Origin of the sequence: Pelomonas candidula (genome assembly GCF_043555985.1) — a bacterium.
GTDB classification, from domain to species: Bacteria; Pseudomonadota; Gammaproteobacteria; order Burkholderiales; family Burkholderiaceae_C; genus Pelomonas; species Pelomonas candidula.
Genome location: NZ_JBIGIC010000001.1, coordinates 510,426 through 531,259, shown reverse-complemented (window position 1 = coordinate 531,259; position 20,834 = coordinate 510,426). Strand labels below are relative to the sequence as shown.

Genomic DNA, 20,834 nt, shown 5'->3' with positions numbered 1-20,834 from the left:
ATGCGCGCCACCTCCCTGCTCGACCGCCTCGCCCCGCCGCTGTTCATCTTCATCTGGGCCACCGGCTACATCGTCGCCAAGCTGGCCGCGCCGCATGCGGACCCGCTGACCTTCCTGTGCTGGCGCTATGCCGGTGTCGTCGTGCTGATGCTCGCACTGGCTGTCGCAGCGCGCGCGCCGTGGCCCACGAGGCGCAACGTGCTGCACCTGGCCGTCGCCGGCATTGGCATCCAGGCGCTTTACCTGGCCGGCGTGTGGGTCTCCATCCGCCAGGGTCTGCCGGCCGGCACGGCGGCGCTCATCGTCAACCTGCAGCCGGTGCTGGTTGCAGCAGCGGCGCCGCTCATCGGCGAGCGCGTCGCACCGCGGCAGTGGCTGGGCGTGGCGCTGGGCCTGGCCGGCGTCGTGCTCGTCATCTGGCACAAGCTCAACGTCGGCACCAGCTTCGGCCCGCCGCTGCTGCTGTGCCTGATGGCGCTGCTGGCCATCACCGGCGGCACGCTGTACCAGAAGCGCTTCGTGCCGCACTTCGACCTGCGCACCGGCCAGGTCGTGCAGTTCGCCGCCGCGCTGGCGGTCACGCTGCCGGCGGCGGCACTGGTCGAGCCCATGCACATCGAGTGGCACCGCGACGTCTTCATCGCGATGGCCTGGAGCGTGCTCGTGCTGACCGCCGGCGGCATCAGCCTGATGTTCTACATGCTGCGCCACGGCCGCGTCACGGCCGTCACCAGCACGATGTATCTGGTGCCCTCTGTCACCTCGGTGATGGCGTGGTTGCTGTTCGGCGAGACACTCGGCGCACAAGCCATCGCCGGCATGGGTGTGACGCTGCTGGGTGTCTATCTCGTCGTCGCGAGGAAACCGGAGACGCCCCGACCATGACCCGAGCCCACCACAAGTTCTGGCCCGCCCGCCTGCCCCACGCGATCACCACGCCGGCCACGTCGCTGGCCGACAACCTCGTCGTCAGCGCGCGCCGCTTCCCGGGCCGCCCGGCGCTCATCTTCCTGGGCCAGGTGACGACCTACGCCGAGCTGGCCGCCCAGGTGTCCCGGCTGGCCGCGTGGCTGGCGCAGCGCGGCGTCAAGAAGGGCGACCGGGTGCTGGTGGACCTGCAGAACTGCCCGCAGCTGGTCATCGCGCACTACGCCATCTTCAGCGCCAACGCCGTGCTCGTGCCGGTCAACCCGATGAACAAGGCGGCGGAGCTCAAGCACCTCATCGAGGACAGCGGCGCGCGGCTGGCCATCACCAGCACGGATCTCAGCGCCGAGTGGCTGGCGGCCGGCATGCCGGCCCAGGACCTGCTCGTCACGCGGCTGGCCGAGGTGCTGCCCGGCGGCCGCGCCGACGGTGAGGGCTTGCCGGCCGGCTGGGCGGACTGGCTCAACACCGACATCGCGCTGCCCGCCGGCGCCACGCCGTGGGCCGAGGCGCTGGCCTGCACGGCCCCGCCGCCGGTCACGGAGGTCGGCGCCGACGACCTCGCGCTGCTGGGCTACACCAGCGGCACCACCGGCAACCCCAAGGGCTGCATGCACAAGCACAGCAGCCTGCAGCACAACGTCTTCGCCGGCACGCTGTGGGCCAACGCCAGCCAGGAAGACGTGGTGCTGGGCGTCGTGCCCATGTTCCACATCACCGGCATGGTCGTCGTTCTGCACGGCACGCTGGTGGGCGGCGCGACGCTGGTGCTGATGCCGCGCTGGCAGCGCGAGTACGCGGCCCGGCTCATCAAGGACTGGCGCGTCACGCGCTGGACCAACATCCCGACCATGGTCATCGACCTGCTGGCCAGCCCGCAGGTGGACACGTTCGACCTCAGCAGCCTCGTCTACATCGGCGGCGGCGGCGCGGCCATGCCGCAGGCCATCGCCGAGCGGCTGCGCCAGCGCTGGGGCCTCAGCTACCAGGAAGGCTACGGCCTCACCGAGACCGCCGCGCCCAGCCACAGCAACCCGAACGAAGCGCCCAAGCAGCAATGCCTGGGCGTGCCGTACATGAGCTGCGATGCCCGTGTCATCGACCCCGACACGCTGCGCGAGCTGCCCGTCGGCGAGCCGGGCGAGATCATCGTGCACGGCCCGATGGTGTTCGATGGCTACTGGCGCCATCCGCAGGCCACGGCGGCCGCGTTCATCGAGTTCGAGGGCAAGAAGTTCTTCCGTACCGGCGACATCGGCTACGTTGACGCCGACGGCTATTTCTTCATGACCGACCGCCTCAAGCGCATGATCAACGCGAGCGGCTTCAAGGTCTGGCCGGCCGAGGTGGAGAACCTCATGCACGCCCACCCCGGCATCGCCGAGGCCTGCATCGTCTCCGCGCCCGACGCCTACCGCGGCGAGACCGTCAAGGCCTTCGTCGTGAAGCGCGCGGGCCACGAGGCGCTGACCGAGGAGCAGCTGCGCGACTGGTGCAAGGCCAACATGGCGGCCTACAAGGTGCCTGCACTCATCGAGTTCGCGGCCAGCCTGCCCAAGAGCGGGGCGGGCAAGGTGATGTGGCGCACGCTGCAGGAGCGCGAGAAGGCGCGATGACCGACGCTGAGCGTGTGGTCGCACTGGTGCGCGCCACGCCCTGGTTCATGGCTGCCCTGCGCGCCGGCCGTTCATTGGGCCTGACGCACTGGTGCATCGGCGCCGGCGCGCTGCGCACGCTCGTGTGGGACGCGCTGCACGGCTTGCCGCCCACCCCGCTGGCCGATGTGGACCTCGTCTACTTCTGCGCTGCCGACCTGAGCCCCGAGCGCGACGCGGCGCTGCAGCACCGCCTGGCCGAGCAGTTGCCCGAGCTGCCCTGGGAGGTGACCAACCAGGCCGGCGTGCACCTGTGGTTCGAGCGCTGCTTCGGCGATGCCGTTGAACCGCTGCGTTCGCTGGAAGACGCCCTCGCCAGCTGGCCCGAGCCAGCCACCGCCGTGGGCGTGTGGCTGGGCGACCGCGACGCGCTGCACGTCATCGCGCCGCTGGGCCTGGACGACCTGCTGAGCATGCGCATCCGCCGCAACCCGGCGCGGGTCAGCGCCGAGACTTACCGGCAGCGGTGTGAGAGCAAGCGCTACGTCGAGCGCTGGCCGAGGGTGGTGGTGGAGGAGGCGTGAACTTGGGGCCGCCAGCGATAGCGGTCATACCATGCTGAGAATGCGCCTACCCATCATGATTTCGGCGTGAGGGCGAGGATGAGAAGGGGGCGACCAATGCATCAGACACACACCGGAAAGAAGTCTATTGAGCTTGTTGTCCTGTTCTTAGGCATGCTTCTCTTGGGTTGTGGTGTCCGGGCAGAGCCTCCGACGGCAACGCCAACGCAGACCACGGCTGGTGATCGCGCGGCCTCGTCTCCACGCCAGAAGACACCTAAGCTGCCCAGCAAGCCGGAGGAGGAATGTGCTGCCAAGGGCGGTTGGTGGAAGAGCACCTACCCCTACAGCCCCATGCGTCCCGTTTCCAACGAGTATTCCTGCGAATTGCCCAATCCAAAGGCCGGCGCGCCGTGCAAGTCGTCGAGCGAATGCGGAGGATATTCATGTGTTCCGCAGTCCGGGAACGCAGGTGCTCGGGTGGATGGCCAATGTGACCGCTTCTCTTCTGGTTACGGCTGTCGAACGACGGTCGAGAAGGGAGAGCTGGTGAGCATCTGCACGGATTAGCGGTGCGCCCCAGAGCATCGCCAAAGCAGGCCCGCGCCGGCTATCGCCGGCCTAGTGACGAAGTCCGCTTTCAGCCTGAGGAGCAGGCTCCCTTGGTGGGCAGCTCAGCCTGCCTACCATCCCCCCATGCCACTGACCCACTGCCGCTACGTCCTCGCCGTGCCCGATCTAGCCCGCTCCGCGGCCTGGTATCGCGACGTGCTGGGCTTCACCGTCCACGACATGGGCGACCCGGCTGGTGCTGGCTGGAGCGCGATGCCTGCGTCATCATGGCCGGCGAATGCCCCGACGCGCTGCCGCCCGCGCAGCTGGGCGACCACGGCTACTTCGCCTATGTGCAGGTCGAGGCCATCGACGCCCTGCACGCGGAATGGCAGGCGCGCGGTGTCGAGTTCATCAAGCCGTTGCGCGACGAACCCTGGAGCATGCGGGAGTTCGGCATCCGCACCGTCGACGGGCATCGCATGATGTTCGGGCAGCCCACCGCATGAGCCTTGATCTCGCCAGCTGGCGCGCCGCGTGGCAAGCACTCGGCGGCACCGGCAACGACGCGTTGCACGCCGCGCTGCTGTCCCGTTATGCCGAGCCGCACCGGGCGTATCACACGCAGCAGCACCTGGCCGAATGCCTGGCGCTGTTCGACGAGTTCCGCGCGCTGGCCGAGCGGCCGGCGGAGGTCGAGATCGCGCTGTGGTTCCACGACGCGGTCTACGACGTGCATCGGCACGACAACGAGGCCGTCAGTGCCGACTGGGCGCGTACGGCGCTGCTCGATGCCGGTGCGTCGCCCGACGTGGCCGGGCGCGTCGCCGCGCTGGTGCTCGCCACGCGCCACAGCGCCGCGCCGGCCACGGTCGACGAACAACTGCTGGTCGACATCGACCTCGCCATCCTTGGCGCCGCGCCGGCGCGCTTTGCCGAATACGAGGCGCAGATCCGCGTCGAATACGGTTTCGTGCCGCCAGCGGTGTTCAAGGAGAAGCGCGGCGCCATCCTGGCGGGCTTCCTGGCGAGGCCTGTGCTGTATGGCACGGCGGCACTGCATGCGCGCTTCGAAGCCGCCGCGCGCGCCAACCTGCGGCAGGCCATCGCCAGCCCAGGCTGAGGCGACCGGGGCGCTACGCAGCGACTTGCGCGCCGATGGCCCCATCACCAGCTTCGCCATGACGCTGGATATCACGCTGGCGTCGCCGAAAGTGGAGCACCTGTTCCCGGCGGACGAGGTGATGCGCAGCGCGTCGGCCGCTACTGACGGTCGAGGCTCATCAGACCGGCTTGCGCCGTGACGTAGGGCCGGGCGGCCTTTGACCTGAATCAAGGGCCGGCGGCGCGGGGACACCTATGGTGGGTCCATCCGGAATGGGGGCTTTCTATGGCGGCAGTCGACGAGGTCCAGGCATCCGCGCAGGCGTTGCCCGCGTCGGTGCCGCTGTCGCTGAGCGCCTACCTGCGCCGCTGGGTCTGGTGGTCCATGCTGCCGCTGGCCCTGTTGTCCACCTGGCTGGCTGTCGATCAAGTACGCCGCCTGCATACCGCGGACGACCGCGCCGCCCAACTGCTGGCCCAGCATCTGGCCGGCCAGGTCGACGAGCTGTTGGGCGACCGCGAGTTGGCGCTGCAGTTGCTGGCCAGTTCGCCGCGCCTGGACGAGGCCGACTTGGCCGACTTCCACCGCCGGGCGCGTGCGCTGCGCGACCTTGTCGGCGGCGAGGTGGTGCTGGCCGACAACCAGGGGCGAATGTTGCTGCACACCGCGCGGCAACTCGGCGATGCCTTGCCCAGCCTGCCGCGGCCCGGCGGCCACGGGGCTGCGCCGGCGGCCCTGGCCAGCGGCAAGCCCGAGGTAGGGGACCTTTTTGTCGGCCCGGTCGCGCATCAGTCCATGGTGGCTGTCGCCGTGCCGGTGCTGCGCGTCGGTGCGGCCCCCCGCGTGCTGCTCACGCCCATTGATGTGCAGCGCTTCGAGGCGCTGATCGATGCGGCAGCGATCCCCGAGGGCTGGCATGTCGTCCTGCGTGACAGCCAGGGGGCTCTGGTGGCGGGGCGACCCGCGCCAGGTGACGGGGCCACACGCTTCAGCGTGCCCAGCGCCGCGGGGCGCTGGAGCCTGGCCGTCGAGGTCGAGCCGGCCCAGAGGCTGGCGCCGATGCTGGCCGTGGGGGCCGGCCTGTCGAGCCTGGTGGGCGGCGCGGTCCTGATGGGGCTGCTGGCCGGGCGCCGTGGCGGCCGGGGGCTCTCCCGCGCGGTGGCGTCGCTGGCCAGCCGTGAGGCGACGGGGTCTGCAGGTCCGGCCATTGCCGAGGTGGACGCCGCCCGCAAGGCCCTGGTCGCGGCCGATAGTGAGCGTGACGCCGCCCAGCGGGCGCTGCAGTGCAGCGAGGCCACGTTGCGCGCGATGTTTCAAGGCCTGCCCGACGCCATGGTCCTGACCGACGCTTCGCGTCGCATCCAGACGATCAATCCCGCCTTCACCGCCTTGTTCGGCTACACGCCAGAGGAGGTTTGCGGACGCACCACCGAGATGCTCTACGCCGATCCGGCGGACTATGCCGAGCTCGGGCGCACCCGCTTCACGCTCGCCGAGTCGCCGACCCGGGGCCGCTACCAGCTGCGCTATCTGCGCCGTGACGGCAGCGAGTTCTGGGCCGAGTCCGTGGGCATGCGCGTGCTGACGCCGGCCGGCGAACTCATCGGCATGCTGGGCCTGCATCACGATGTCACCGAGAGGCGCCGCGCCGAGGAGGCCCTGCGGCGCTCCCGTGCGCAGCTGGAAGGCTTTGTGCAGCAAGCCCCTCACAGCATTGCGCTGCTCGATGCCGACATGAACTACCTCGCGACCAGCGGCCTGTGGGCGCGGCAGTTCGGCCAGGGCCTGGGCGAGCTGGCCGGCCGCAACCACGACGCGCTGCTGAGCGACATGCCCAAAGCCTGGCGGGACGCCCACGGTCGCGCCCTGGCCGGCGAGACCGTGCGCTGTGATGGCGAGGTCTGGCGCCGCGCCGACGGCAGTGAGCAGTGGCTGCGCTGGGTGGTGCAGCCCTGGACGGACCAGGGCGCGGTCTGCGGCATCATCGTCTCGACCGAGGACATCGGCGAGCAGCAGCGCGCGCTGCGCGAGGCCGGCGAGGCGCACGAGCGCTTCGCGATGCTGTTCCAGAGCGCTCCCGTGGCCATGGCCGTCTCCCGCATGGAGGATGGCCGCTTCGTCGAGGTCAATGCCGCTTTCGAGGCACTGACCGGCTACACCTGCAGCGAGGTCATCGGCCGCAGCAGCGCGGACTTCGGCCTGTGGCCGGACGAAATGTTCCGGGATGAGATCTACCGTGAGCTGGAGGTGCAGCCGAGGCTGGAAGCCCTGCCCGCCCGGCTGCATCCCAGGTCGGGTGCGGATGTCGACGTGTCCTACTCGGCCTGTCGCGTCGAGATCTTCGGCAGGCCCCATGCACTGTCCATGCTGGTCGACGTGACGGACCAGCAGCGTGCAAGACGCGCGCTGGAGCGCCAGCAGGCCGAGCTCGAGCGCCAGGTGGCGCAGCGCACGGCAGAGCTCACGGCCGCGAACGCGATGCTGGCCGAGCGCGCGGGCGCCATCACCGACCTCTACGACAACGCGCCCTGCGGCTACCACTCCCTCAGCGTTGACGGCGGTGAGGTGGTCGCCATCAATGCCAGGGAGCTCACCATGCTGGGGCGCGAGCGTGCCGAAGTGATCGGGCAGCCACTCACCCGGTTCATGACACCGGAGAGCCAGGCGCTGTTCCGCGAGCGTTTTCTGCGCTTCCGGGAGCTGGGAGAGCTGAGGGATCTCGACTTCGACTTCGTGCGCAAGGACGGCAGCGTGCTGCCGGTGCTGGTGAATGCCGTCGTCGTCAGGGATGCCGAAGGCCGCCCGGTCAGCAACCGGGCGGTGATGTTCGACAACAGCGAACGCAAGGCGCGCGAGCAGCAGATCGAGGCCATGCAGCGCGAGCTGGCGCGGCGTGCCGAGCAGGCCGAGGCCGCGACGCGGGCCAAGAGCGCCTTCCTGGCCAACATGAGCCATGAGATCCGCACGCCGATGAACGCCATCCTCGGCCTCACCCACCTGATGGCGCGCGACGCGGCCGACCCTCTGCTGGGCGGCCGTCTCGCCAAGCTCGACACCGCCGCGCGGCACCTGCTGCAGCTCATCAATGACATCCTCGACCTGTCCAAGATCGAGGCCGGCAAGATGGTGCTGGAAGAGACCGAGTTCGGCCTTGGCGAGTTGCTCGACAACGCCATCGAGATGGTGGCGCCGCGCGCACGCAGCAAAGGCCTGGCGCTGCGCATGGACACCGACCATGCACCGCTTCGCCTGCGCGGCGACCCGACGCGACTCAGCCAGGTGCTGCTCAACCTGCTCAGCAACGCCGTCAAGTTCACCGAGCGCGGCGAGATCGGCCTGTTCGTGCGTCTGCTGCGCAGCGATGGCTCGCGACGGTTGCTGCGCTTCGAGGTCAGTGACACCGGCATCGGCATCGCGCCCGAGGCCCAGGTGCGCCTCTTTCAGGCCTTCGAGCAGGCCGACAGCTCCACGTCGCGCCGCTTCGGCGGCACCGGTCTGGGCCTGGCGCTGACCCGCCACATCGCCGAGTTGATGGGGGGCGAGGCCGGCGTCGACAGCCACCCCGGCGAAGGCAGCCGCTTCTGGTTCACGGCCTGGTTGGGTGTGGGCGCTGACGCGCTGCCGACGCCGCAGGCCCGTGGCAGCACCGACCCCCAGGCGCAGCAGGGCGCGCTGCGTGGCCGGCGCGTGCTGCTGGCCGAGGACAACCCGGTCAACCAGGAGGTCGCCGCGGAGCTGCTGCGCGTGATGGGCCTGGAAGTCGACATCGTTGGCGACGGCCAGGCCGCGGTCGAGGCCGCGCTGGCCGGCGGCCATGCCCTGGTGCTGATGGATATGCAGATGCCCGGCGTCGACGGGCTGGAGGCGACGCGCCGCATCCGCGCCGCCGGCCTGACGGACCTGCCCATCATTGCGATGACGGCCAATGCCTTCAGCGAGGACCGCCGCGCCTGCCTGGATGCCGGCATGGATGACCACATCGCCAAGCCGGTCGATCCCGGGCTGCTGCAAGCAACGCTGGCGCGCTGGCTGCCTCAGGCCGCCACGCCGCCGGTCCGGCGCGGGCTTCAGGAGCGGCTGGGCGGCGTCGAGGGCCTGGACCTGCAGCGGGCGCTGAGCGGCGTCTGCGACCGGCCGGAGCTGCTGCAGCGCGTGCTGCAACGCTTCGTCGAGGTCTATGGTGGCGGGGTGCAGGTGCTGGATCGCGCGGCGGCGCATTCGCTGCGCGGCGCCTGCGCGTCGGTCGGCCTGGTCCGGCTGGAGGCCGAGCTGCGGGACTTCGAGGCCGAAGCGGCACGCCTGGGCACGTCGTCCGAGGCGGTCCGGCGCCATGCCGACCGCATCCTCGACGAACTCGGGCGCTTCGTTGAGCAGGCCCGGCTGGCGTTGGCCGCCTAGGCTGCGCGAATGAGTTAGCGTAGGGGGCTGGCCTCCACCCGTCACCCCCGACCATGCCCCGTTACGTTGCCCTGCTCCGAGGCGTCAGCCCGATGAACTGCAGCATGCCCGACCTCAAGCGCAGCCTGGAGGCCGCCGGCCTGGCCGACGTGAAGACGCTGCTGAGCAGCGGCAACGTGGCCTTCACGATCGCGCGGTCGCTGCCCGCGGCGGTGGTGCAGAAGCGCGTGGAGAAGGCGATGAAGGACGGTCTGGGCCGCAGCTTCCAGGCCGTCGTGCGCACCAGCACGCAGCTTCAGCAGTTCATCCAGTCCGACCCGTTCGCCGAGTTCGAACTGCCGCCGGGCGGCAAGCGCGTCGTGACCTTTCTGCGCAGCCCCGGTGCCGTGGGGTATGTGGAGCTGCCGCTGGCGCGGCACGACGCCTGCATCCTGAAGCGCGTGGGCAGCGAGGTGCTGTCCGTCTACGTGCCCGACGAGAAGGGGCCGGTGTTCATGCAGCTGCTGGAAGGCACCTTCGGCAAGGACATCACGACACGCACCTGGGACACCGTCGCCAAGTGCGCCGTCGCGTAGGCGCGCCTGCCGCGGCGCGCGGCCCTCGTTCGTGGGGGAGGGGCGCGGTCTTCTTCACCGTTCCGGCCGGAGAGATTTCACTCGTCGCGGCCGGTGCTGCCCGGAAGAATTTCCAGCCAGTGCAGTCGGCGCAAGAGAGGACCGGGCCATGGCAGAAAGCTTGAAGTTCACCCCCAGGTTCTGGTTGAAGGCCGGGGACCAGACCTGGTACCCCGCCCCCTGGTGGGCCAATGCCTTCCCGCTGCTGGACGCGTTCGAGGACCCGTCGCGCGCGCAGGCCGAGCAGTCGGAGCGGGCCCTGGAGCTGCGCCGCATCCTGGACCAGGGCGGCCTGGTGCGCAGCACCGAGCCCAACGCCGACCACCCGGTCTCGGACGCCGTCCGCGCCGTCTACGCCAGCGCCGGCATCGCCCATCTGCTGACGCAGCACTGAGCTGAGGCGCGGGCCGCCGCGCTCAGTCCTCGTCCGACTCCGGCAGGTGGATCAGGCCGGTGTGGTAGTCGTACTCGAACACCTCGCCATAGCGCGCCCACTCGATCGCCACGCGCAGCACGCGCTCGGCCTCCGCGGTGTCCATGCTGTCCATCAGCAGCTTCAGGAAGGGCTCTTCCTTCAACTCGCCGTCGGTCTCCTGCTCCAGGCTGTGGCGGATGAAGGCGGCCAGCGGCACATGCTCCAGCAGCTGCTGGCCGAAGACCTGGCGCCGGAACTCGTGGCTGCCGTCCACGTATTTGTGGCCCAGCGGCGTCATCAGCAGGTCGCCGCCGCTGAGCTGGGCCAGGCCCAGGCGGTTGAGCGCGTCGGCCAGCGGCAGCACCTCCTCGTCGGTGAGCTCGCTCTCCTCGACGAGCTGGGGCAGGTCGGCGCGGCCCTTGAACTGGTCGTCGGCCAGCAGCTCCAGCAGGCTCTCCATGCGGCCCACGTCGGCCTCGGGCAGGCGGTCGCTGAGGTGGGGCTTGGGTGCCTCCTCGGGGGCGCCTGTCACGGTCGTGGCGCTGGTCATCAGCCGGTAGACCTCGTCGATGAGCAGGCGCACCTCGGGGCTGTCGGCGCGGCGCGGGCGCGGCAGCGTGATGGGCAGCTCGGCACGCACGCGGCCCGGGTTGCTCGCGAAGATCAGCACGCGGTCGGCCATCATGACGGCCTCCTCGATGTTGTGCGACACGACCAGCATGGCCTGGGTGGGCATGTTGCCGCCGTCCCAGAGTTCGAGGATCTCGTTGCGCAGGCGCTCGCCGGTCAGCACGTCCAGGGCCGAGAAGGCCTCGTCCATCAGCAGAACCGGCGGCTCCATCACCAGTGCCCGGGCCAGGCCCACGCGCTGGCGCATGCCGCCCGACAGCTCGCGCGGCAGCGCGCCCTCGAAGCCGGCGAGGCCGATCAGCTCGATGGCCTTCTCGGCACGCTCGGCACGCTCGGCCTCGGCCACGCCGGCGGCTTCCAGGCCCAGCTCGACGTTCTGCTGCACGGTCAGCCACGGGAACAGCGCGAAGCTCTGGAACACCATCGCGATGCCGGCCGCCGGCCCGAACAGCGGCTGGCCGCGGTAGCGCACGTCGCCGGCGTCGGCCGGGATCAGCCCGGCCATGATGCGCAGCAGCGTGCTCTTGCCCGAGCCGCTCTGGCCCAGCAGTGCGACGATCTCTCCCTTGGCCAGCGTGAAGTCCACATCCTCCAGCACCGAGCGCAGGCTGCCGTCGGCGGACTTGAAGCCCTTGGCCACGTCTTTCAGGTCGATCAAGGCGGTCACGGCGGCTTCCTTCAAAAGTGCATGCGGTCTTCGGCGATGCGGTACAGCCGCCGCCAGACCCAGTGGTTGAGTGCCATCACGAAGATGCACATGACGCCGATGCCCAGCGCGATGCGCGGGAAGTCGCCAGCGGTGGTCATCTGCTGGATGTAGCTGCCCAGGCCGGCGGCCTGGAGATGGGTGTCGCCCCAGGTCACGTACTCGGCCACGATGCTGGCGTTCCACGAGCCGCCGCTGGCCGTGATGGCCCCGGTCACGAAGCTCGGGAAGATGGCCGGCAGCAGGTAGCGCCGCCAGGCCAGCCAGCCCTTGAGCCCCAGGTTCTGCGCGGCCAGGCGCAGCTCGGTCGGGATGGTGGACGCGCCCGCGACGACGTTGAACAGCAGATACCACTGCGTGCCCAGGATGATGAGGGGCGACAGCCAGATGTTGGGGTTGAGGCCCCACTTGACGATCAGCAGCACCGCGACCGGGAAGACCAGGTTGGACGGAAAGGCCGCCAGGAACTGCGCGACGGCCTGGACGCGGCCGGCGATGCGCGGGTTCAGGCCGATCCACACGCCCACGGGCACCCAGATCAGCGACGCGACGGCGATCAGCAGCAGCACGCGGGCCAGTGTGTACAGCCCGAGCTTGAACACATGGGCCGCTTCGCCCCAGCCCACTTCGGCGTGGATGAAGCTGATCATGCGGTACAGCGCGAACAGCACCAGCGCGGCGACCAGCGCGTCCCAGCCGCGTGCCCACAGCGGATTGGCCGGCTTGCTCTTGGCGCGGATGGAGCGGCCGTCGTAGGTCTTGCGCATCGGGCGGAAGCTGGCCGTGATCCAGCGTGCCGGCCATTCGCCGAGCTTCTGCAGCGACTCGGTGCGGCGCAGCCAGGTCAGCAGCCACGACTGCGGCGCGTTCTCGCTGCCCGACTCCTCGAAGCGGAACTTGTCGGCCCAGGCCAGCAGCGGGCGGAAGAAGAGCTGGTCGTACAGCAGGATGCCGATCAGCATGCCGAGGATGGCCCAGCCGATGGCGCCCAGGTCCTTGGCCTCGATGGCCAGTGCGATGTAGGAGCCCACGCCGGGCAGCTTGATGTCCTGGCCGGCCACCGAGATGGCCTCGGACGCGACGACGAAGAACCAGCCGCCGCTCATGCTCATCATCATGTTCCACAGCAGCCCCGGCATCGCGAACGGCAGCTCCAGGCGCCAGAAGCGTTGCCAGCCTGACAGCTGGAAGATGCGCGACGCCTCCTGCAGTTCGTTCGGCACCGTGCGCAGCGACTGGTAGAGGCTGAACGCCATGTTCCAGGCCTGGCTGGTGAAGATGGCGAACAGCGCCGCCAGCTCCACGCCGAAGAGGTTGCCCGGGAACAGCGCGATGAAGGGCGCCACCGCGATGGCCTGGAAGCCCAGGATGGGGATGGACTGCAGGATGTCCAGCAGCGGCACCAGCACCTTTTCGGCCGCGCGCACCTTGGCCGCCAGCACCGCGAACACGCAGGCGAACACCACCGACGCGGCCAGCGCGATGAACATCCGCAGCGTGGTGCGCAGCAGGTAGTAGGGCAGGTAGGCGACGTCCAGGCTCAGCGGCAGCTGCTCGCCGAGGTGGAAGGGCTTGGCCATCTGCGAGGCGGCCAGCGCCAGCAGGATGAGCACCGCCAGCACCAGGGGCAGCAGCGCCCAGTCCCAACGATTGAACGTCGCCTCGATGGCGGGGCGGGGGAAGAAGCGGCGGTCGGACATGGTCTGTTTTATAGCGACCGGCAGCCTACGGGGGCATTGTCATAGCCTCGTGAAAACGCTGTCCCGAGGCTTGCACGCGACTTGCGCTACTCGAACAGGTGGCCGAGGTCGTGGTGACCCATCGACTCGGCCTTGGTGCGCAGGTACTTCTCGTTCTCGGGGCCGGGGCGCGTCAGCGACGCCTCGCGTTCCACCACGTCGATGCCGAACTCGGCCAGCGCGGCCATCTTCAGCGGGTTGTTCGTCAGCAGGCGGATGCGGTGCACGCCCAGCGCCCGCAGCATGCAGGCGGCGGCGTCGTAGCGGCGCGCGTCGATGGGCAGACCCAGGGCAGCGTTGGCCTCGATGGTGTCCTTGCCGGCGTCCTGCTCGGCGTAGGCGCGCAGCTTCTGCACCAGGCCGATGCCCCGGCCCTCGTGGCCGCGCATGTAGACGATGGCGCCGCGGCCCCGGGCGGCGATGCTCTTCATCGCGCTTTCCAGCTGCGGGCGGCAGTCGCAGCGCAGCGAGCCGAACACCTCGCCGGTCATGCACTCGGAGTGCACGCGCACCAGCGGCGGCTCGTCGCCGGGCTGGCCGACGAGGTCGCCCATGCTGAGCACGACATGCTCCTGCCCGCTGTCGCTCTCACGGAAACCGTGGATGGCGAACTCGCCGTAGGGCGTCGGCAGGCGGGTGGAAACGATGCGTTCGATCTTCATGATGAAGCGGCATTGTCGCCCCGCACGGGAAAACCCGCGTCAAACAGGGCAGACTGCGGCCTCCAACGCAGGAGTCCGACATGGCCGAGACCGTCAACTTTTCACGCCCCGATGGCGCCGCCGTCACCGGCTACCTGGCCGAAGCCGCGCAGCCGGTGGGCGCCGTCGTCGTCATCCAGGAATGGTGGGGCCTGAACGACCAGATCCGTGGCGTCGCCGACCGCTTCGCGGCTGCCGGCTTCACGGCGCTGGTGCCCGACCTCTACCGCGGCCAGAGCACCGTCGAGGAGGAGGAGGCCCACCACCTGATGACGGGCCTGAATTTCGGCGACGCCGCGGCGCAGGACGTGCGCGGCGCGGTGAGCTACCTGAAGGGGCTGAAGCTGGGCAGCGGCAAGGTCGGCGTGACCGGCTACTGCATGGGCGGCGCGCTGACGCTGCTGGCCTCGATGCTGGTGCCCGAGGCCGATGCGGCCGTCGTCTGGTACGGCATGCCGCCGCTGGAATACGTGGACGCCGGCAAGATCAAGATTCCGCTGCAGGCCCACTGGGCCACGCAGGACGAGTTCTTCGCCATCGCCGGCGTGGACGGCCTGGAGGCCAGGCTGGCCGAGGCCGGCGTGAGCTACGAAGGCCATCGCTACCTGGCCCACCACGCCTTCGCCAACGAGACGGCGCAGGGGCCAGGACGCATCGCCAAGACGCAGTACGACGCGGCCTGGGCGCAGCAGGCGTGGGACCGGGCGATGCGGTTCTTCGGGCAGCACCTGGCCTGAGGCGACGCCGTGGCGACGGCGCTGCAGCGGTTGCTGCCCGAGCTGCGCGCCTGCGCCGTCTGCGAGCCGCACCTGCCGCTGGGCGCCAAACCCATCTTCCAGCTCGACCGGCGCGCGCCCATCCTCATCGCCGGCCAGGCGCCGGGCCGCGTCGCCCACGAGAAAGGCCGGCCCTTCGACGACGCCAGCGGCGACCGCCTGCGCGCCTGGCTGGGTGTGCCGCGCGAGACCTTCTACGACCCGCGCTGCTTTGCGATCGTGCCGATGGGGATGTGCTTCCCGGGTACCGGCAAGGGCGGTGACCTGCCGCCGCGGCCGGAGTGCGCGCCGCTGTGGCGCGACCGCGTGCTGGCGGCGCTGCCGGGCATCCGGCTGACGCTGGCCATCGGTTCGCATGCGCTGGGCTGGCATCTGCGGCGCAAGGCGTCGGTGGACGAGCTGGTGGCCGGGTGGCGAGAAGGGCTCGCCCACGGCCTGCTGCCGCTACCGCATCCCAGCCCTCGCAACCAGCGCTGGTTGCGGGACCGGCCCTGGTTCGAGGCGGAGGTGCTGCCGGCGCTACGCGAGGAGGTGGCACAGGCGCTGGCCGTGCGCCACCATGGCGCGCGCAAGGAATGACGCCCGCGGCCGCGGGCGCCGCTGCGTCAAGGGAACGTGAAGTTCGTCGTGGTCGTCGCGCCGGCACTCAGCGTGAGGGGCCCCGCGGTCTTGACGACGCCGGCCGAGCTGGCTTCGAGGCCGTACTTGGCCGTGGCCGCGATGTCCGCGCTGAAGCTCAGCGAGCCCAGCGGCGCCACGTAGGCGGCCACCATCGTGCCGCCGACGGGCAGCGCGTAGCTGTAGGCACCGGTCGTCGTGTCGACAGTGCGGCTGAGGATCTCCACCTTGTCGCCGTTGGAGAGCGTCTGCAGCGCCCGCACGTTCGCGTCTATCGGTGTCGTACCGGTGCTCACGGTGCCGGCCGCAGTGCCGTTGAGCGATGCCGACAGCACCAGCGGCGCCGCAGCGGCGTTCAGCGTCGTCACCGTGGATGCGGTCACTGTCAGGCCGGTCACGACCTCATTGGCCCGCCCCGGTGCGGTGACGACGAGGTCGTAGCTGCCCGGTGCGACCGGTTGCAGCAGGAACTTGCCGGTGCTGTCCGGCGCCGTGGCCTTCACGACGACACCGCCTTGCTGGACCGAGACCAGGGTGTTGCCATTGGCGACCGACGCGTCGACATAGCCGCTGACGCCGGAGATGTAGTTGGGCGTCACGGCGACCACCGGCTTGAGCTGGTATTTGCCGGACGCGCCCGCGGACACGACGGACTTGCAGGCATCGAAGTCGAGCACGAAGTCGGCCAGCTGGTTGGCCGCGATCGTGATGTCGGCATTGAGCTTGATGCCCGTCTGGATGGCGCTCGGCGTCGTCAGCGCCACTTCGGCGCCGCCGGTGGGCACGACCGAGTTCTGCAGCGGATTGGTGGTGTCGTTGGCCGCCAGCACCAGGCGCAGCTGAGAGTAGTGGCCAGCCTGCAGCGGGATCTGGCCCAGCGAGGCCAGCACGCCGTTGCTCAGCGTCAGCAGATCGACGCGCTTGGCGGGCGCCAGTGTCAGGTCGGTCCAGCCGGCATCGGTGTCGCTGGCTGTGCTGCTTTGGTTGATGCGGATTTTCTGGATCGTCACGTTGACGTGGTCGTAGCCGCAGCTGGGCGCGTCGGTCAGCGAGAGGCTGAGCGTGCCGGCATTCATCGGCGTGCTCGATCCGCTGTCGCTGCCCCCGCCGCCGCAGGCGGTGAGCAGGGTCAAGCCGGCGACCGCCAGGGCCGCAAAAAGTCTGCGCTGTGTGTTCATCGTGCGCTCCGTTCTTCTCTGTACGGCGGATGTCGTCTCCGCCCGCATCGCAAATGGCCCAAGCCATCTGCGCCCCATCGACGCCAGAAACTCTAGGCTCGACGGGGCGACTGGCGGCTGTCGGAGAACTTGCTCGTGGTGTGCGGTTGTAGCTTGCGCAACCGACTCATCTGACTTGCAACGCCGTGCTCAGAAAGGCAACGCATTCGTCGCCTTCACCTCTTCCATGACCGCGTAGGTGCGCGTCTCGCGCACGCCCGGCAGCGTCCAGATCACGCTGCCGATGAACTCGCGGTAGGCGCCCATGTCGCGCACGCGGGTCTTGAGCAGGTAGTCGAAGCCGCCGGCCACGAGGTGGCATTCCAGGATCTCGGGGCGGGCCTGGACGGCGGCCTTGAAGGTGTCCATCACGTCCTGCACCGTGCGGTCCAGGTGCACCTCGATGAACACCAGCATCGCCGCGCCCAGCTTGGCCGGGTTCAGCCGCGCCTCGTAGCCCAGGATGTAGCCGTCGCGCGTCAGCCGCTTCACGCGCTCCAGCACGGCGGTGGGCGAGAGGTGCACCGTTTCGGCGAGCTTCAGGTTGGAAATGCGCCCATCGGCCTGCAAGGCGCGCAAGATGCGTTCGTCGATCTTGTCCAGCCGGGTCTCGTCAGTCATCTGGATTTTTCTCACCCAATCAATCAATCATCGAAATTTAATTCAAGAACCGGCTGAATACATTGCTGATCTCACCAGGAGTAAGCCATGCCCACGTTCACCGCCCCGCCCGAGCAACCGCGCCTGCCGGACCCCTACCGCGCGGAGGCCGGCGTCGTGCAGTCGCTGGCGGCGCGTGTCGGCGCGGCGCTGGACTGGCCCGGCGTCATCGCGATGGCATCGCCCTGGGTGGAACAGGTGCGCAAGAACCCGGCGCCGTTCTGGGCCATGGAGTCGCTGCTGCGCGAGTACCCGATCACCAGCAGCGAGGGCCTGGCGCTGATGCGGCTGGCCGAGGCGCTGCTGCGCGTGCCCGATGCGCCCACCGCCATCGCGCTGACGGCCGACCAGCTGGGCCGCGCAGACTTCGACGGTGCCAGCGAAGGCAGCCCGCACAAGATGCTGGCCGCGCTGTCGGCCTCGGCCATCTCGATGTCCAAGCGCTTCCTGCCGGGCGCCGAGGATGAGGGCGGCCTGTTCAAGCGCCTGGGCGCGCAGACCGTCGTGGCGGCCACCGTGCGCGCCATCCAGCTGCTGGGCCGGCAGTTCGTGCTGGGCCGCAACATCGGCGAGGCGATGAGCGAGGCCGACGACGCGCGCAAGGCGCAAAAGCAGTTGAGGTTCAGCTACGACATGCTGGGCGAAGGCGCCCGCACCGAGGACGATGCGCGCCGCTACCAGGCGGCCTACATCGGCGCCATCAAGGCCATCGCGGCCGGCCGCCGCGCCGAGTCGCCCGAAGCGTCGGACGGCATCTCCATCAAGCTCAGCGCGCTGTTCAGCCGCTACGAGGTGCTGCAGCGCGAGCGCGTGTTCGCCGAGCTGCTGCCGCGCGTGTGGCAGCTCATCGAGCTGGCCGCCGAGGCCAACATCAACCTGACCATCGACGCCGAGGAAGTCGACCGCCTGGAGCTGTCGCTGGACGTGCTGGACACGCTGGCCGCGCGCATCGCGCTGCGCTACCCGCAGTGGCGCGGCTTCGGGCTCGCGGTGCAGGCCTACCAGACGCGCGCGCTTGCCGTCGTCGACGAGGTGGCCGCCATCGCCCGCAAGCACGGCCTGCGCTTCATGGTGCGCCTCGTGAAGGGCGCCTACTGGGACGGCGAGATCAAGCGTGCCCAGGAGCTGGGCCTTAGCGCTTACCCCGTGTTCACGCACAAGCAGCACACCGACGTCAGCTACCTGGCCTGCGCCCGGGCGCTGATCCAGCACGCCGACGTCATCTATCCGCAGTTCGCCAGCCACAACGCCGGCACCATCGCGGCCATCGTGCAGATGGCCCGTGCGACCGGTGCGCCCTTCGAGATGCAGCGCCTGCACGGCATGGGCGAAGGCGTCTACCGTGAGGTGCTGAAGGACGGCAGCATTCCCTGCCGCGTCTACGCCCCCGTCGGCGAGCACCGCGACCTGCTGGCCTACCTCGTGCGCCGCCTGCTGGAGAACGGCGCCAACTCGTCCTTCGTGCACCAACTGGCCGACCCGAGCGTGCAGGTGCCCGAACTGCTGGGCTCGCCGCTGGCCGACGTGCGCACCACGCCGGCCCTGCCGCTGCCGCCCGCGCTCTACCTCGACAGCGAAGGCCGCGGCCGCGCCAACTCCACCGGCGCCGACCTGACCGCCCCAAGCCAGCGCGCGCCGCTGCAGGCCGCGCTGGAGGCGCATGCGGTGCGCGCCGTGCCCGAAGCCACCGCCGCGAAAGTGGACGCCGCGATGCAGCGCCTGCACGCCGGCTTCACCGCATGGAACACCCGCCCCGTTGCCACCCGCGCCGCCATCCTGCGCCGCGCCGCCGATGATCTCGACGCGCGCCTGCCCGAGTTCTGCGCGCTGCTCGTCAAGGAGGCCTTCAAGACCCAGGCCGACTGCGTCGCCGAAGTCCGCGAGGCCGTCGACTTCCTGCGCTACTACGCTGATCAAGCCGAGGCCGACGCGCCCGGCATGCGCGGCCGTGGCGTGTTCGTCTGCATCAGCCCGTGGAACTTCCCGCTGGCCATCTTTGCGGGCCAGGTGGTCGCTGCGCTCGTCGCCGGCAACACGGTGGCCGCCAAGCCCGCCGAGCAGACGCCGTACGTCGCGCTGAAGATGGTCGAGCTGCTGCACGCTGCCGGCGTGCCGGCCGATGCGCTGGCCCTGCTGCACGGCCCCGGCGAGACCGTCGGCGCCGGCCTCGTGGCCCACGCGCACACGGCTGGCGTCTGCTTCACCGGCTCCACCGCCGTGGCGCAGATCATCAACAAGGCGCTGGCCGCCAAGCCCAACTCGCCCCTCCCGCTGATCGCCGAGACCGGCGGCCTGAACGCGATGGTGGTCGACTCCACCGCGCTGCCCGAGCAGGTCATCGACGCCGTCGTGCAGAGCGCCTTCCGCTCCGCCGGCCAGCGCTGCTCGGCGCTGCGCCTGCTGTGCGTGCAGTCCAGCATCGCCGACGGCGTCATCGAGATGCTGAAGGGTGCCTTGCAGCAGCTGCACGTGGGCCGGCCCGCCGACCTTGCGACGGATGTCGGCCCCGTCATCGACGACGAGGCCCACGCCAACATCGCCGGCCATGTCGAGCGCCTGAAGCGCGAGGCCCGCCTCATCGCCGAGGCGCCGGTCGCCGACGCCATGCCGCGCCAGATCCGCCCGGTCGCCTTCGAGCTGCCGCGCATCGCCCACCTCGGCGAGGAGATCTTCGGCCCGGTGCTGCACGTCGTGCGCTTCGACGAGTCCGTCGACGAGGTCATCCGCGACATCAACGCGCTGGGTTACGGCCTCACGCTGGGCATCCAGACGCGCATCGACAGCCGCGCCCAGCGCCTGGCCGACGAGGCGCGCATCGGCAACGTCTACGTGAACCGCAACATCATCGGCGCGGTGGTGGGCGTGCAGCCGTTCGGCGGCGAAGGCCTGTCCGGCACCGGCCCCAAGGCCGGCGGCCCCGACTACCTGCGCCGCTTCTGCGCCGAGCCGCGCATCGACGCGCCTGCGCCGGCGCTCACGCTGGACGGCCGCAGCGCCGCACTCGCCGTGGCCGCCGACGCCACCTGGCGCGACACGCCGCTGGCCGAACGCATCGCCACGCTGCGCCGCGCGGCCGACACGCTGGACGCCTCCACGGCGCTGGCCCTGCGCGGCCTGTTCGGTGCGGCGCAGACGCAGTTCGCCGACGTGGTGCTGCCCGGCCCCACCGGCGAGAGCAACACGCTGCGCCATCACGCCCGCGGCGCCTTCGTCGTGCTGGGCCGCGGCGATGCCGGCCTCGCGGCCGTCGTCAGCGCCTTGCTCGCCGGCAACAGCGCCATCTGGCTCGGCGACGACGAACGCTCCCGCCAGGCGCTGCTGCGTGCCGGCCTGCCCGTCAACGCGCTGACGCTGCTGCCCGACACGGCGCTGCCGGGCCTGCTCGCCGCGCCGCAACTGGCCGGCGTGGCGCTGGCCTCGTCAGACGCCGACGCCGCCCACACGCTGGCCCTGGCCCTCGCCGCCCGCCCCGGCGCCATCCTGCCGCTGGTGACGGCGGCCGGCCATGTGCGCCAGCTCTACCGCTTCACGGCGGAGCAGACGTTGACCGTCAACACGGCGGCGGCGGGGGGGAATGCGGCGTTGCTGGCGGGGGTGCACTGAGCCGGGCTATTGTTC

General features: G+C 70.2%; 16 protein-coding genes and 1 pseudogene. 12 read left to right on the top strand and 5 right to left on the bottom strand.

Features of this window, described 5'->3' with window-relative positions:
* From ACG04R_RS02580 to ACG04R_RS02540, 9 genes and pseudogenes are all read left to right on the top strand, one after another.
* The gene (locus ACG04R_RS02580) at positions 1–885 is read left to right on the top strand and encodes a DMT family transporter (protein WP_394406226.1); all 885 of its coding nucleotides are present in this window, start codon (positions 1–3) and stop codon (positions 883–885) included.
* Positions 882–2,543 (top strand): long-chain-fatty-acid--CoA ligase, encoded by a 1,662-nt coding sequence (locus ACG04R_RS02575; protein ID WP_394406224.1) that lies wholly within the window; start codon positions 882–884, stop codon positions 2,541–2,543. The genes ACG04R_RS02580 and ACG04R_RS02575 overlap by 4 nt, the downstream gene beginning before the upstream one ends.
* Positions 2,540–3,106, top strand: a complete 567-nt coding sequence (locus ACG04R_RS02570; RefSeq protein WP_394406223.1) for a nucleotidyltransferase family protein — start codon at positions 2,540–2,542, stop codon at positions 3,104–3,106. The genes ACG04R_RS02575 and ACG04R_RS02570 overlap by 4 nt, the downstream gene beginning before the upstream one ends.
* Before the next feature lie 675 nt (positions 3,107–3,781).
* A pseudogene (locus ACG04R_RS02565) lies at positions 3,782–4,146 on the top strand (VOC family protein).
* Positions 4,143–4,760 (top strand): HD domain-containing protein, encoded by a 618-nt coding sequence (locus ACG04R_RS02560; RefSeq protein ID WP_394406221.1) that lies wholly within the window; start codon positions 4,143–4,145, stop codon positions 4,758–4,760. The pseudogene ACG04R_RS02565 and the gene ACG04R_RS02560 overlap by 4 nt, the downstream one beginning before the upstream one ends.
* Before the next feature lie 58 nt (positions 4,761–4,818).
* A complete protein-coding gene (locus tag ACG04R_RS02555) occupies positions 4,819–4,941 on the top strand; it encodes a hypothetical protein (RefSeq protein ID WP_394406220.1) in 123 nt (40 codons plus the stop codon).
* Between the two features lie 86 nt (positions 4,942–5,027).
* On the top strand, positions 5,028–9,140 hold the full coding sequence (locus ACG04R_RS02550) for a PAS domain S-box protein (protein WP_394406218.1): 4,113 nt from the start codon (positions 5,028–5,030) through the stop codon (positions 9,138–9,140).
* A gap of 53 nt (positions 9,141–9,193) precedes the next feature.
* Positions 9,194–9,715, top strand: a complete 522-nt coding sequence (locus ACG04R_RS02545; protein ID WP_394406216.1) for a DUF1697 domain-containing protein — start codon at positions 9,194–9,196, stop codon at positions 9,713–9,715.
* Between the two features lie 148 nt (positions 9,716–9,863).
* Positions 9,864–10,148: a hypothetical protein gene (locus ACG04R_RS02540; protein WP_394406214.1), complete on the top strand. Its 285-nt coding sequence runs from the start codon at positions 9,864–9,866 to the stop codon at positions 10,146–10,148.
* A gap of 22 nt (positions 10,149–10,170) precedes the next feature.
* Here ACG04R_RS02540 and ACG04R_RS02535 read toward each other — a convergent pair whose 3' ends face one another.
* The 3 genes from ACG04R_RS02535 to ribA all read right to left on the bottom strand — a co-directional run bounded on the left by ACG04R_RS02535 (position 10,171) and on the right by ribA (position 13,906).
* Positions 10,171–11,466, bottom strand: a complete 1,296-nt coding sequence (locus ACG04R_RS02535) for an ABC transporter ATP-binding protein (protein WP_394406213.1) — start codon at positions 11,464–11,466, stop codon at positions 10,171–10,173.
* A gap of 11 nt (positions 11,467–11,477) precedes the next feature.
* Positions 11,478–13,205 (bottom strand): ABC transporter permease, encoded by a 1,728-nt coding sequence (locus ACG04R_RS02530; RefSeq protein ID WP_394406212.1) that lies wholly within the window; start codon positions 13,203–13,205, stop codon positions 11,478–11,480.
* A gap of 86 nt (positions 13,206–13,291) precedes the next feature.
* A complete protein-coding gene (ribA, locus tag ACG04R_RS02525) occupies positions 13,292–13,906 on the bottom strand; it encodes a GTP cyclohydrolase II (RefSeq protein WP_394406211.1) in 615 nt (204 codons plus the stop codon).
* Between the two features lie 80 nt (positions 13,907–13,986).
* Here ribA and ACG04R_RS02520 point away from each other — a divergent pair, with 80 nt between their 5' ends.
* Positions 13,987–14,682 (top strand): dienelactone hydrolase family protein, encoded by a 696-nt coding sequence (locus tag ACG04R_RS02520; RefSeq protein ID WP_394406210.1) that lies wholly within the window; start codon positions 13,987–13,989, stop codon positions 14,680–14,682.
* Between the two features lie 9 nt (positions 14,683–14,691).
* Positions 14,692–15,300 carry a uracil-DNA glycosylase family protein gene (locus ACG04R_RS02515; RefSeq protein ID WP_394406208.1) on the top strand — a complete coding sequence of 203 codons (609 nt, stop codon included), beginning with the start codon at positions 14,692–14,694 and terminating at the stop codon, positions 15,298–15,300.
* 26 nt (positions 15,301–15,326) lie between these two features.
* Here the strand turns inward: ACG04R_RS02515 and ACG04R_RS02510 are convergent, their stop codons facing one another.
* Positions 15,327–16,517 carry a DUF4382 domain-containing protein gene (locus tag ACG04R_RS02510; RefSeq protein WP_394406207.1) on the bottom strand — a complete coding sequence of 397 codons (1,191 nt, stop codon included), beginning with the start codon at positions 16,515–16,517 and terminating at the stop codon, positions 15,327–15,329.
* Positions 16,518–16,706: 189 nt separating this feature from the next.
* Positions 16,707–17,177, bottom strand: a complete 471-nt coding sequence (locus ACG04R_RS02505) for an Lrp/AsnC ligand binding domain-containing protein (RefSeq protein ID WP_394406206.1) — start codon at positions 17,175–17,177, stop codon at positions 16,707–16,709.
* Between the two features lie 87 nt (positions 17,178–17,264).
* Here ACG04R_RS02505 and ACG04R_RS02500 point away from each other — a divergent pair, with 87 nt between their 5' ends.
* Positions 17,265–20,819: an L-glutamate gamma-semialdehyde dehydrogenase gene (locus tag ACG04R_RS02500; protein ID WP_419964739.1), complete on the top strand. Its 3,555-nt coding sequence runs from the start codon at positions 17,265–17,267 to the stop codon at positions 20,817–20,819.
* The last annotated feature ends 15 nt before the right edge of the window (positions 20,820–20,834 follow it).

Excerpts from the sequence above, each read along its gene's own strand:
- ribA (WP_394406211.1), bottom strand. The coding sequence starts at position 13,906 with ATGAAGATCGAACGCATCGTTTCCACCCGCCTGCCGACGCCCTACGGC.
- ACG04R_RS02545 (WP_394406216.1), top strand. The coding sequence starts at position 9,194 with ATGCCCCGTTACGTTGCCCTGCTCCGAGGCGTCAGCCCGATGAACTGC.
- ACG04R_RS02530 (WP_394406212.1), bottom strand. The coding sequence starts at position 13,205 with ATGTCCGACCGCCGCTTCTTCCCCCGCCCCGCCATCGAGGCGACGTTC.
- ACG04R_RS02555 (WP_394406220.1), top strand. The coding sequence starts at position 4,819 with ATGACGCTGGATATCACGCTGGCGTCGCCGAAAGTGGAGCACCTGTTC.
- ACG04R_RS02505 (WP_394406206.1), bottom strand. The coding sequence starts at position 17,177 with ATGACTGACGAGACCCGGCTGGACAAGATCGACGAACGCATCTTGCGC.
- ACG04R_RS02520 (WP_394406210.1), top strand. The coding sequence starts at position 13,987 with ATGGCCGAGACCGTCAACTTTTCACGCCCCGATGGCGCCGCCGTCACC.
- ACG04R_RS02540 (WP_394406214.1), top strand. The coding sequence starts at position 9,864 with ATGGCAGAAAGCTTGAAGTTCACCCCCAGGTTCTGGTTGAAGGCCGGG.
- ACG04R_RS02580 (WP_394406226.1), top strand. The coding sequence starts at position 1 with ATGCGCGCCACCTCCCTGCTCGACCGCCTCGCCCCGCCGCTGTTCATC.
- ACG04R_RS02550 (WP_394406218.1), top strand. The coding sequence starts at position 5,028 with ATGGCGGCAGTCGACGAGGTCCAGGCATCCGCGCAGGCGTTGCCCGCG.
- ACG04R_RS02570 (WP_394406223.1), top strand. The coding sequence starts at position 2,540 with ATGACCGACGCTGAGCGTGTGGTCGCACTGGTGCGCGCCACGCCCTGG.
- ACG04R_RS02510 (WP_394406207.1), bottom strand. The coding sequence starts at position 16,517 with ATGAACACACAGCGCAGACTTTTTGCGGCCCTGGCGGTCGCCGGCTTG.
- ACG04R_RS02575 (WP_394406224.1), top strand. The coding sequence starts at position 882 with ATGACCCGAGCCCACCACAAGTTCTGGCCCGCCCGCCTGCCCCACGCG.
- ACG04R_RS02560 (WP_394406221.1), top strand. The coding sequence starts at position 4,143 with ATGAGCCTTGATCTCGCCAGCTGGCGCGCCGCGTGGCAAGCACTCGGC.
- ACG04R_RS02500 (WP_419964739.1), top strand. The coding sequence starts at position 17,265 with ATGCCCACGTTCACCGCCCCGCCCGAGCAACCGCGCCTGCCGGACCCC.